Source organism: Gelidibacter sp., assembly GCF_035515035.1.
GTDB lineage: Bacteria > Bacteroidota > Bacteroidia > Flavobacteriales > Flavobacteriaceae > Gelidibacter.
This window is the reverse complement of the sequence record NZ_DATJCA010000152.1, coordinates 75,471-87,648: the sequence shown is the minus strand read 5'-3', so window position 1 is coordinate 87,648 and position 12,178 is coordinate 75,471. Positions and strand designations below refer to the sequence as shown.

At 36.7% G+C, this 12,178-nt stretch carries 9 protein-coding genes and 1 tRNA gene; 6 read left to right on the top strand and 4 right to left on the bottom strand.

The features are described from left to right. Positions 1-74: 74 nt before the first annotated feature. Positions 75-752, top strand: coding sequence for a LysE family translocator (locus VLZ86_RS12465; protein WP_325451810.1), 678 nt, complete (start codon positions 75-77; stop codon positions 750-752). Between the two features lie 236 nt (positions 753-988). Here the strand turns inward: VLZ86_RS12465 and VLZ86_RS12460 are convergent. Both VLZ86_RS12460 and folB read right to left on the bottom strand, forming a co-directional pair. Then, positions 989-1,059 (bottom strand) — tRNA-Cys (locus VLZ86_RS12460). A gap of 52 nt (positions 1,060-1,111) precedes the next feature. Then, a complete protein-coding gene (gene folB / locus VLZ86_RS12455) occupies positions 1,112-1,474 on the bottom strand; it encodes a dihydroneopterin aldolase (RefSeq protein WP_325451808.1) in 363 nt (120 codons plus the stop codon). Between the two features lie 120 nt (positions 1,475-1,594). On the opposite strand from folB, the gene VLZ86_RS12450 reads away from it, so the two are divergent. The 3 genes from VLZ86_RS12450 to VLZ86_RS12440 all read left to right on the top strand — a co-directional run bounded on the left by VLZ86_RS12450 (position 1,595) and on the right by VLZ86_RS12440 (position 5,358). Beyond that, a complete protein-coding gene (locus VLZ86_RS12450) occupies positions 1,595-3,604 on the top strand; it encodes a glutamine--tRNA ligase/YqeY domain fusion protein (RefSeq protein WP_325451806.1) in 2,010 nt (669 codons plus the stop codon). Between the two features lie 304 nt (positions 3,605-3,908). Continuing rightward, positions 3,909-5,078, top strand: coding sequence for a GNAT family N-acetyltransferase (locus VLZ86_RS12445; RefSeq protein WP_325451804.1), 1,170 nt, complete (start codon positions 3,909-3,911; stop codon positions 5,076-5,078). A 70-nt stretch (positions 5,079-5,148) separates the two neighbouring features. Next, positions 5,149-5,358, top strand: a complete 210-nt coding sequence (locus tag VLZ86_RS12440) for a hypothetical protein (protein ID WP_325451802.1) — start codon at positions 5,149-5,151, stop codon at positions 5,356-5,358. Between the two features lie 65 nt (positions 5,359-5,423). On the opposite strand, the gene VLZ86_RS12435 is transcribed toward VLZ86_RS12440, so the two are convergent. Further along, positions 5,424-6,362, bottom strand: a complete 939-nt coding sequence (locus VLZ86_RS12435) for an SPFH domain-containing protein (protein ID WP_325451800.1) — start codon at positions 6,360-6,362, stop codon at positions 5,424-5,426. Between the two features lie 94 nt (positions 6,363-6,456). Continuing rightward, positions 6,457-7,968, bottom strand: a complete 1,512-nt coding sequence (gltX, locus tag VLZ86_RS12430) for a glutamate--tRNA ligase (RefSeq protein ID WP_325451798.1) — start codon at positions 7,966-7,968, stop codon at positions 6,457-6,459. Between the two features lie 268 nt (positions 7,969-8,236). Between gltX and VLZ86_RS12425 the strand changes: the two genes are divergently transcribed. Together VLZ86_RS12425 and ybeY are read left to right on the top strand one after the other, a co-directional pair. Then, positions 8,237-11,659, top strand: coding sequence for a DUF4175 family protein (locus VLZ86_RS12425; RefSeq protein WP_325451796.1), 3,423 nt, complete (start codon positions 8,237-8,239; stop codon positions 11,657-11,659). Further along, positions 11,656-12,066 (top strand): rRNA maturation RNase YbeY, encoded by a 411-nt coding sequence (gene ybeY, locus VLZ86_RS12420; protein WP_325451794.1) that lies wholly within the window; start codon positions 11,656-11,658, stop codon positions 12,064-12,066. The genes VLZ86_RS12425 and ybeY overlap by 4 nt, the downstream gene beginning before the upstream one ends. Positions 12,067-12,178 lie beyond the last annotated feature (112 nt).

Here is a 12,178-nt window from a genome sequence, read left to right as displayed (position 1 = left end):
ACGGTTACTGTTTTGAAGATTTCAAAGCTTTAAGAGGATAAAAAATTATGTAGCTTTGTTGAAACACAAGTTATATGTTTGACGAGATTTTATCAGCTATTCCTTTTGGTATTCTATTGGCATTTACGATTGGCCCTGTGTTTTTCGTACTTTTGGAAACCAGTGCTACCAAAGGTTTTAAAAGTGCCCTTATTTTTGATTTGGGTGTCATGTTGGCTGATATTTTATTTATTGCTGTTGCTTTTTTAAGTACCAATAAGTTACTGGATAAAATTAAGGATGATTCCAATTTTCTTGTATTTGGTGGGGTTATTTTAGTGGTTTACGGAATTATTACGTTCACGAAAACCTCAAAATCATTTCGCTCAATCGTCAGGGAATATCATCGAGTGGAAATCCAAAAGAATTACGGAAAGCTATTTTTAAAAGGGTTTTTATTAAATTTCATCAATATTGGCGTACTGGTAGGCTGGGTGGGTTTTATCATCATTGCCAACTCATTTACGGAGACTAAAAGCGGGGTGATTGTTTTTCTGAGTACCATTTTAGTCACTTATTTTATTATTGATCTTTTTAAGATTTTAATTGCAAAAAAATTAAAGAATAAATTAACCCCACGCCGTATTTTCAAAACTAAAAAAATCATTGCCTTGGTCATTTTGGCTTTTGGAGTATTGCTGTTGTCGCAGGCTTTCTTCCCTAAAGAAAAGGAATTGCTCAAAGACCGACTAGAGCAAATCAATCCGTTTTAAATTATTTTATAGATAGAACACGGATGACGCTGATTTCTTAAGATAGTCACTAATTTTAAAGCGTTTTATATAAATATAAAAAGTCATTTTAAAAAAACTTAAACCTCCCAGGACCTAAAACCTGGGAGGTTTTTTTAATCTAAATCAGTGTCCTTCTGCTCAATCTGTGTCACCTGCGTTCCTTGGTAAAAATTTAGGTATAAAAAAACCCTCAACGTCAGTTGAAGGTTTTTTTGAGGCATCAAGCGGATTCGAACCGCTGTAGAAGGTTTTGCAGACCTCTGCCTAGCCACTCGGCCATGATGCCAGTTTTTGGAAGCGCAAAGGTAAAAAAAATAAACTTGGTAAGCTATATAGTTTTATTTATTTCGGCGTGATGTTAATTTTATGGTCACTTTTTCAACATCACCTCCAATGGGAGGATTTAATTTACTCACATAAACCGTCGCCTTTTTCACCAAATGGTCTTCATTAAAAATACGGTTCAAGATGCGTTGGGCCACTGTTTCTAGTAAATAGGAAGGTATTTTCATTTCTTCCTTTATAATTCGGTTGAGCAAGACGTAATCTACAGTATCCCTTAATTTATCTGAAGTTGCAGAAAGTTTTAAATCAGCTTTTACCTTTAGATCTACACGATAATCACTTCCAATTGTCGTTTCTTCCTTTAAACAGCCATGATGTGCGAATACTCGGATATTTTCAACTTTTATAGTCCCCATAATTCCTTTTATACCTGCAAAAATAAGGCATTTCTAGAACTAAAAAAATCCTTAATTTTGCACAGGAATTCTTATTGGATATTTTAATTAAATAAATAATAGGAAATAACGAATAGTCGTATGTCAGAAGAAACAAAACCGCTCAACTTTATTGAGCATATCATAGAAGAAGATTTAGCCAACGGGATGTCTAGAGACGACCTGCGTTTCAGGTTTCCTCCGGAGCCCAATGGATACTTGCATATCGGACATACCAAAGCTATTGGTATCAGCTTTGGATTGGGTGAAAAATATAATGCACCGGTCAACTTACGTTTTGATGATACCAATCCTATCAAAGAAGAGCAGGAATATGTAGATGCCATTAAGGAAGATGTGGCGTGGTTAGGCTATACATGGGAAAACGAACTGTATTCTTCAGATTATTTTCAGCAGTTATATGACTGGGCCGTACAACTTATTAAAGAAGGAAAGGCATACGTTGACTCACAATCTTCTGAAGCTATGGCGGAACAAAAAGGGACCCCAACCCAACCTGGTGTGGATGGTCCTTATAGAAATAGGAGTATTGAAGAGAATCTCGATCTTTTTGAACGGATGAAAAACGGGGAATTTGAAGAAGGTTCCCACGTATTGCGTGCTAAAATTGACATGGCACACACAAATATGCTCATGCGCGACCCGTTGATGTACCGTATTTTAAAAAAAACCCATCATCGAACCGGTAATGATTGGTGTATTTACCCAATGTACGATTGGACCCATGGCGAGAGTGATTATATTGAAAGCATCTCGCACAGTTTATGTTCTCTCGAATTTAAGCCGCACAGAGAGCTTTATGATTGGTTCCTTGACCAAGTAGTCGAAGAAGGTAAGTTACGCCCTAAACAACGCGAATTTGCCCGTTTAAACCTGAGTTATACCATAATGAGCAAACGTAAGTTGCTCAGGTTGGTGGAAGAGAACATTGTTTCTGGATGGGATGATCCACGAATGCCCACCATTTCCGGTTTACGCCGTCGCGGATATACGCCAAATGCCATCAAAAAGTTTATTGAAACCGTAGGTGTTGCCAAACGTGATAACATTATTGATGTGGCGCTTTTGGAATTTTGTATCCGTGAGGATTTGAACAAAACAGCACCACGAGTGATGGCAGTTTTAGATCCCGTAAAATTGGTGATTACCAATTATCCAGAAGGAAAAGAGGAGTGGCTGGAAGCAGAAAATAATCAGGAAGATGACCGTGCAGGCTTTAGAAAAGTTCCTTTTTCAAGAGAACTATACATTGAAAGAGATGATTTTAAAGAACAGGCAGGGAGTAAGTTTTTCAGATTGACCTTAGATCAGGAAGTGCGTTTAAAGAATGCTTATATTGTAAAAGTTGAAAATGTAGTTAAAGATGAGGTTGGAAATATCCTGGAAATTCACGCTACCTTTTCTGAAGACCCTTCTATAAAAGTGAGAAGCACGATCCATTGGGTCTCTATAAAACACGCTGTAAAAGCTGAAGTTAGGGAATATGACCGCTTGTTTATGCATGAATCTCCAGATACACATCCTGAAAAGGATTTTATGGAGTTTTTAAATCCAAATTCCTTAAATTTAGTAACCGCTTATGTAGAGCCAAGCTTAAAAGAGGCAGCAGTTAACGACAGATTCCAGTTTCAGCGATTGGGTTATTTTAGTGTTGATAAGGATTCTACCTCAGAAAACTTGGTATTCAACAAAACAGTAGGTCTACGCGATTCATGGGCGAAAGAATCGCAAAATATTGGAGCTGTAGCAAAGAAAACTGAAAGTCAGGTAAAACCAAAAAACCACCAGCCACAACGTAAAGCCATTGATATTATTCAGCAATTGGGTAAAAAATACACCAATCTCCCTGAAGAGAAACAAATGGTTACCAAGGCGGAAATTCAAGAATTGGCTAAAAATGTCAGTTATGAAGAATTACAGCCATGGTTTAATACAGCAGCTAAAAAAGTGGGCACCCGTATTGCCACAATGATCACCCTTGGAGTATTGTTGGGTCGGGGTTTGAAAAGAAATGAGGATGTTGATGCCTTTATTGCTGCGGGATTAGAGGATAAAAATGAAACTTTGGTTGGTATTACAAAAAGCATCTAAAATCTTTTTAGAACTAATAATTTCTTTTTATTGATCTGCCGTGCAACCGATTTCCATCGGCTTGCACGGCATTTTATTTTTAACCAAATGTTGGTCAAAATTTAATTGTCCTTACTGCAGGGTGGATTAAATTTGGTATTGTGTGGACTCACTTTTTTAAGGAGCGTACAAATGGTAATGCTAAATTATTCCTTCTTATTACATACCCTTTGGTGAGATAAATGGCATCAAGCTTCAGAGAATAAAATAAACCACTTACATTTACAGAAACTGAATTTGATGATTCGGTTTTCTTTTTTCGATTGTGATATACTTTAAACGCTACGGTTCTATTTCTGAAATTCCATCCGAATGGAATGTTTTGGTTGCACATGATTTATTTCTTAAGACCACCTATTTAGAGGCCCTCGAAAATGCTGCACCAACAACTATTTCTCTGTATTATATAGGCGTTTTTAACGACGATATTTTAGTGGGAATGGCCATTATTCAACGTGTAAAATTATATGCTAAGGATATGTTTAGGAAGGCCTCGTCTTCAAAATTATTATCTATTTTGAAAGATGGACTCACCCGAATTTTAAGAGGAAATATCCTAGTGTTAGGTAACTTGACCCATACAGGACAACATGGAATGTATTTTAATCCTGAACTTATCTCGCAAGACCTTTTTCTCCAAACTATATTTGAAGCGATTGACGATCTCAGAACTTTTATCGGTAAGGAAAACTATAAAGCGATCAGGGCGATTTTATTTAAGGATTATTTCAAGGAAGACACCATTCATAAATCGTCTAGTTTGTTGGAAAAATATGGTTTATACCCTATGGATGCACAACCTAATATGATCTTAGACATCCGACCGCATTGGCATCATATGGACGATTATTTCAAGGATCTCAATAAGAAATACAAAACGCGGTACAAACGGGCTAAAAAGAAACTGGGAAACATCACCTCAAAAGAATTGACTGAGAAAGAGATTTTTGATGCCTCTCAACATTTACATCAACTTTACAAAAATGTGTCAAATAATGCTTCTTTTAATACCTTTGATCTACCAGAGCATCACTTTTATACCTTTAAACAACAGTTAAAGGAAAAATTTAGAATATTTGGGTATTACTTGAATGATCAACTCATCGGGTTTTACACTTTAATTTTAAATAATGACACTTTGGAAACTTATTTTTTGGGATATGAAGAAGCAAACCAATATGACAATCAGCTGTATTTAAATATGCTCTATGATATGATGGGCTTTGGGATTAGCCATCGTTTCAAAAGCATCGTATACGCCAGAACTGCTATGGAAATTAAATCTTCGGTGGGAGCACAGCCACAACCGATGTCCATGTATTTTAAACACACTAATGTTTTTTTAAATGCGCTCTATCAACCTATTTTTAAATTGATGGATACTGAACAACGATGGGAGGAACGCCATCCTTTCAAAAATTCAGAAGATTCTTAACTTAAAATCAAAGATTTTGTTCTCTTTGTTAAATTGTCTAACTTTCTAAGATTCACAAAAACCCTAAAAAATGAAATTATCACAGAGTATATTGTCAGAGATTATGCAGGTCACAAGAGACATTGAACAAAATTACCCAGAACTTGAGAAATTTCTGGACGAACGGCCAATGACCCTTCCTGATGAAAATGATCCGGATGCTAAGGTTGACAATGAAGCTTTAGAGAAATATTTAAGTAGCTTAAAGAACTTGGTCAAGAAATACAAGAAGAGCACGTAGTAAATAAAATGGCTGAATCATAACTTTATGATTCAGCCATTTCTTTAATTTTTAGTCCGGTTATTTTAAGAATTAGACTGCTTATCTTCATTTTTCTTCTTCAACTTTGCTTCTTTCATGGCCTCACCAATCTGGTTACTCGCGGTAAAACTGGCAACCATATTGTTCAGCATATCACTTCCGGCTTGAGGTGAATTAGGTAGTAATATCAGGTTGCTGTTGACATGCTCACCAATTGATTGAAGCGTATCATAATGTTGTGTCACTACAATTAGCGCAGAAGCTTCCTGTGAGTTGATTCCAACACGGTTCAATACGTCAACAGATTCTTCTAAGCCACGTGCAATTTCACGACGTTGGTCTGCAATACCTTGACCTTGTAACCGCTTGCTTTCCGCTTCGGCTTTAGCACGTTCTACAATTAAAATACGGGCAGCATCTCCTTCAAACTGTGCTGCTATTTTTTCGCGCTCAGAGGCGTTAATTCTGTTCATTGCGGCCTTTACCTGCGCATCAGGATCAATGTCCGTGACGAGGGTTTTAATAATATCATAGCCATAATCTGACATGGCATCGTTCAATTCCGTTTTTACTGCAATGGCAATATCATCTTTTTTGACGAATACGTCATCCAACTTCATTTTAGGAACTTCCGCACGAACCACATCAAAAACATAACTTGTAATCTGGTCATGCGCATAATCTAATTTATAAAACGCATCATATACTTTTTTGGAAATGACCATAAACTGAACCGAGATCTTCAAACGCACAAAAACATCATCCAAAGTTTTGGTTTCCACGATCACGTCCAACTGTTGGATTTTAAGACTCATCCTTCCTGCAATACGGTCTACAATTGGAATTTTCATCTGCAGACCGGAATGGCGAATACTCTGAAATTTTCCAAAGCGCTCCACAATAGCCGCAGACTGTTGTTTTACAGTAAAAAAAGAGGAAAAGAATATAATTAATCCAATGATAATAAAAGGAATAGCAAACATAATATGAATTTTATTTTGTTAGAAAATGAAAAGTACTCATTTAAATTATATTTACTAAGGTTCTTATTCTTTTTGTTAATGGGCAAATCAAGATTTATAAGGTTTGCACCAACTTATCAAGACGTTGGATCGTTTCAGCCTTCCCAATCATAAACATGATTTCAAAAACATCTGGACCTTGCATGGCACCAACCAATGCCAATCGCAAAGGCTGCATGACTTTGCCAAAACCAACACCTTTTTTACCGATCCATGCTTTGACATCGGTTTGGATATTTTCAACCGTAAAATCTGCAGTATGTGTAATTATTTGCTCCAATTCACTCATCAGTTCCCGCGTCTCATTGGTCATGATTTTAGCAAAAGCTTTCTCATCATAGGTTGTAGGCGCTTCGAAAAAGTATGAGGATAAATCCCAAAAATCGGAAATAAATGTTGCGCGTTCCTTGATCAATCCAACAACCATAGCTACATAATTGACGTCAATATCTTTTAGTTGTGGTTGATTCTCTTTAAAGATTTCAGCTAATTCGTCATCATTTTGATACTGCATATATTGATGATTGAACCATTTAATTTTATCTGGATCAAATCGGGCTCCTGATTTGTGGACACGCTCCAATTCAAAAGCGTCAACAAGTTCTTCCAAAGTAAATTGTTCTTGTTCCGTACCTGGATTCCATCCTAAAAATGCTAAAAAGTTAATCAAGCCATCGGCAAAGTAGCCGTCTTCTCTATAACCGCGAGAAATATCGCCAGTTTGAGGATCCTTCCATTCCAAAGGAAATACCGGAAAACCCAATTTATCGCCGTCACGCTTGCTCAACTTTCCTTTCCCAGTAGGCTTAAGCAGTAAAGGTAAATGGGCAAATTGCGGTTTTTCCCATCCAAAGGCCTCATATAATTGGTAATGTAAGGCCAAAGAAGGTAACCATTCCTCACCACGGATCACGTGGGTAATCTCCATTAAATGATCGTCAACAATATTTGCCAAATGGTAGGTAGGCATGCCATCACTTTTAAACAATACTTTATCATCTAAAATATTGGTATCAATGGTAATGTCACCTCTTACAATATCCGTTAGATGTAAAGTTTGATCTTTAGGCGATTTAAATCGGATCACATAATCCTCCCCATTGTCCAATTTGTTTTGTGTTTCTTCTTTTGAGAGTGCCAATGAATTGAGCAAGAGGTTTCTGTTATGCCAATTGTAAATAAAGGTTTTTCCTTGCGCTTCGTGTTCTTTTCTATGATGATCCAAGCTTTCTGCGGTATCAAATGCATAATAGGCATTGCCAGAAGCTACAAGCTTTTCCGCATAGTCTTGATATAAATGTTTGCGTTCACTTTGACGGTACGGACCAAATTTTTCGTTGTGATTTGGACCTTCATCAAAAGGGATATTGCACCAATTTAAAGCGTCAATAATATATTGTTCAGCACCTTCCACATAACGGTTTTGATCGGTGTCTTCTATTCTTAAAATAAAAGTTCCATTATGTTTTTTGGCGAATAAGTAATTAAATAGGGCAGTACGGACACCGCCAATATGTAAAGGTCCGGTTGGACTTGGTGCAAAACGCACACGAACTTGATCAGTCATTTTTCTATATTTAGAATTGCAAAGATAGATTTTTCAGGTTCAAGGTTCAAGGATTGGCAATCAAAGTTTAAAGCTCAGTATTCTAGTTTCAGTTTTATTCAGACGAGCAACTTCAACTATAATTTTATCTTCGTTAGACTCTTCTTCTTAATTAACACAAGCTTATCCAATTTAAGCATTTACAGATTAAAATAAAATTGTAGTTTAGTAGGTTATATATGAGATCATTTCTCTTAAAAATGAAACCTCGAAAAAAATTACCAAATCTGTGTCAAACAACTTCAAAACCATACAATCCAAACTAGAACAATTTATCAGGCGTTATTATACTAACGACCTGCTAAAGGGTGGCATTCTCTTTTTTTCCATTGGTTTGTTGTATTTGCTATTCACACTGTTTATTGAATATGTATTATGGTTGGATCCAACGGCAAGAACCATTTTATTCTGGTCTTTTGTAATTGTAGAGTTGGGTTTATTTGTCAGGTTTATTGTGTGGCCATTATCAAAATTGTTCAAGCTTCAAAAGGGGATCGATTATGAAGAAGCCTCCAAGATCATCGGCAAACACTTTCCTGAAGTGAGTGATAAATTGTTGAACGTGCTTCAACTTCAAAATAGTTCAGATCAGTCTGAACTTTTGTTGGCGGGTATTGAACAAAAATCTGCTGAACTTCGACCTGTGCCTTTTAAGATGGCGGTTAATTTTAGAAAGAATGTAAAGTACCTAAAGTATGCCGCCATTCCAATCCTGATTTTATTAGTGACCTTTATTACCGGGCATTTTAACTGGTTCAGTGATAGCTATACACGTGTTGTTAATTATAAAACTGCGTATGAACCGCCAGCGCCTTTTCAGTTTTTTGTGGTCAATGAGGAGCTTCAAGCCATAGAATATAAGGACTTTAAATTAATGGTTAAAACCGCAGGAAATGTGGTTCCTGAGAACGCACAAATTCATTACGGTGGTGAAACTTATTTTTTGAGGCAAACCGATCCTGGGTCTTTTGAATATGTTTTTCCACAATTGAAACATCCAGTATCATTTACACTTTCTGCCAATAAAGTGGTGTCCAAAGCTTACCATTTAAATGTGATAAACGTCCCAAGCCTGGTCAATTTTGAAATGGTTTTGAATTATCCGTCCTATACCAACAGAGCGGATGAGGTTTTGAAAAGTACCGGTAATACCACCATCCCGGAAGGGACTAACGTGACCTGGAAAATTAAAACCCGAGCTACAAACCAAGTGGTCATGTATGCAAAGGATACGTTACACTTTGAACTTAAGACCAACGCTACTTTTGAAATTTCCAAAAAACTGTATTCCAAATGGGATTATAATATCACCACAAGCAATGAATCGCTAAAGGACTACGAGAATTTGGCCTACAGTATTCAAGTGATTAAAGACGCTTATCCTGAACTCAATATCAAGGTTGAACGAGATACTATTGACAATCAATCGCTCTATTTTTACGGTCAGGCTAGTGACGATTATGGAGTGAGTAAGATACAATTGGTGTATTACACAACTGATAATGAATCTGATAAGGGAGTGAAGATCATTCCTATTGGTGAATCTAATTTCGAGGAATTTGTTACCGCATTTCCAAATAATTTACCATTGGAAGAAGGTATGACTTACGAATTGTATTTTCAAGTATTTGATAATGATGCAATTCATAACCATAAAAGTATAAAAAGCGCCGTATTTTCCTATAGAAAACTCACTAAGGATGAAGAGGAGGTGAAACAACTGAGAGAGCAGAGTGAAACCATCAAGAATCTTGACCAATCTTTTGAAAAAATGAAACTTCAGGAGAAGCAATTGGAAGAGTTATCTAGAACGCAAAAGGAAAAAGAGCAACTTAATTTCAGTGATCGGAAAAAACTGGAAAACTTCATCAAGCGTCAGAAGCAACAAGAGGAAATGATGCAAAATTTCAATAAGCGACTTATGGATAATTTGGAAGATTTTCAAAAGGAAAACACCGAAAATGATCCCTTTAAGGAACAGCTGAAAGAGCGGTTAAAGGACAATGAGGAACAACTCCAAAAAGACGAGAAACTTTTAAAGGAACTAGAACTGCTTCAGGATAAAATCCAAAAAGAAGAGTTGACAGAGAAACTTGACCAATTGGCAAAGCAAAATAAAAATAAACAGAAGAGCTTACAGCAGTTATTGGAATTGACCAAACGTTATTATGTTGCGATAAAGACCGAAAAATTGCAGCGGGAACTCGAGAGATTAGCTGACAAACAAGATCAGTTATCCAAAGAAGATAAAGAATCAAACACGAAAGAAAAACAGGAAGAGTTAAATAAAAATTTTGAGGATTTTCTTAAGGAATTGGAAGAACTACAAAAAGAGAACATGGCCTTAAAAAAGCCATTGGAGGTGCCACAGGATAAGGAGGCGGAGAAGGAAATTCAAAAAGATCAACAAGATGCCTCGGAGGATCTTCAGAAGAAGGAAGATGCTGAAGAAAAGAATGATCAAAAGAACGCAGAGCAAAAGCAGAAGGATGCACAACAAAAACAGAAGAATGCTGCAAAGAAAATGAAACAGATGAGTTCAGAAATGGCTCAATCCATGATGTCTGGAGGACAACAGCAAATCCAGGAAGACGCGACTATGTTACGTCAGATTTTGAAGAATCTTTTACTTTTTTCCTTTGCGCAAGAAGATTTAATGGATCAATTTAAAAGCATTCAAATCAATCATAACCAGTACGGAAGTTTTTTACGAAAACAAAGTAGTTTACGCGAACATTTCGAGCATATTGACGATAGTTTGTTTGCGTTATCCCTGCGTCAGCCTAAGCTTTCAGAACAGGTTAATTCCAAGATTACTGATGTGTTTTTCAATATTGATAAATCTATGGAACAACTTTCTGAAAACATGTTATACCAAGGCGTTGCAACTCAACAATACACCATGACGGCAACAAATGATCTGGCGAATTTTTTAAGTGATGTGTTGGATAATATGGAAGCTGATATGAATGCTGCACAAGGTGAAGGATCAGGGAAGGGTCAGGGACAAAGTGGCGGTTCTGGTGGTATGCAATTGCCTGATATTATCATGAGTCAGGAAGAACTGAATAAGCAAATGGAAGCAGGGCTTAAAAAAAGTAAATCAGGTAAGGAAAAGGAGGGTGAAGGAAAAGAAGATGGTGATGGCAAAGATGGCGAAAAGGGGGATAATAAGTCTGGCAAGGATGGAAAGGAAGGCGATGGCGGTAATCAGCAGGGAGAGGGTGAAGGTTCCTCTGAGATGATGAATGGTGAGTTGTATCGTATTTATCAGCAACAGCAACAATTGCGACAGGCTTTACAGGACAGACTAAAGCAATTGGGAAAGTCTGGTGAGGGACAGCAGCTCTTAAAACAAATGGAGAACATTGAATCGGATTTGATAAATAAGGGTTTTACCAATCAAACTTTGCAGCGTATGATGAACTTGCAACATCAGCTTTTGAAATTGGACAATGCTACTTTTATGCAAGGGGAAGAAAATAGGCGTGAATCCAATACGAACAAGAAACAATTTGAGAACACTGCCAATGATCAGATTCCGACGGCCAAAGAATATTTTAATACTACTGAAATATTAAATAGACAAGCTTTACCTTTGCAACAAATTTATAAACAAAAGGTACAGGACTATTTTAAAAAAGGAGAATGATCAGCTTTAACTACGAAACAGAATTTGAATTACCAAATGAAGACGAGTTGTCTAAATGGATTTCTGATACCATAAGCAATGAGGGTTTTAGGGAGGGAGAGATCAATTATATTTTTTGCGATGACGCTTATCTATTAGATCTTAATGTTAAGTTTCTTGAACATGATACTCTGACCGATATTATAAGTTTTGATTACACCCTAGGAAAGCTCATCAGTGGGGATGTTTATATTTCAGTTGAAAGAGTGAAGGAGAATGCGAAGGATTTCGATGTTACTTTTGAAAACGAATTAAGTCGGGTCATGATTCATGGAATTCTTCATTATTGCGGCTACAAGGATAAAACCGAGAGTGACGAGGCTGAGATGCGCTCGAAAGAAAACTACTACATATCTAAATTACCTTAAGTATCGGGAAATCAACGTATATTTGCAAACTTTTCTATTTAGGGAAATTAGTTAGCTCCATTACTAAAGGTTGATTTCTAGTTCTTGATATCAGAAAAGGAATATGTTCCAC

Coding starts and splice junctions, on each gene's coding strand:
- VLZ86_RS12465 (WP_325451810.1), top strand. CDS start 75: ATGTTTGACGAGATTTTATCAGCTATTCCTTTTGGTATTCTATTGGCA.
- VLZ86_RS12440 (WP_325451802.1), top strand. CDS start 5,149: ATGAAATTATCACAGAGTATATTGTCAGAGATTATGCAGGTCACAAGA.
- VLZ86_RS12435 (WP_325451800.1), bottom strand. CDS start 6,362: ATGTTTGCTATTCCTTTTATTATCATTGGATTAATTATATTCTTTTCC.
- folB (WP_325451808.1), bottom strand. CDS start 1,474: ATGGGGACTATAAAAGTTGAAAATATCCGAGTATTCGCACATCATGGC.
- VLZ86_RS12450 (WP_325451806.1), top strand. CDS start 1,595: ATGTCAGAAGAAACAAAACCGCTCAACTTTATTGAGCATATCATAGAA.
- gltX (WP_325451798.1), bottom strand. CDS start 7,968: ATGACTGATCAAGTTCGTGTGCGTTTTGCACCAAGTCCAACCGGACCT.
- ybeY (WP_325451794.1), top strand. CDS start 11,656: ATGATCAGCTTTAACTACGAAACAGAATTTGAATTACCAAATGAAGAC.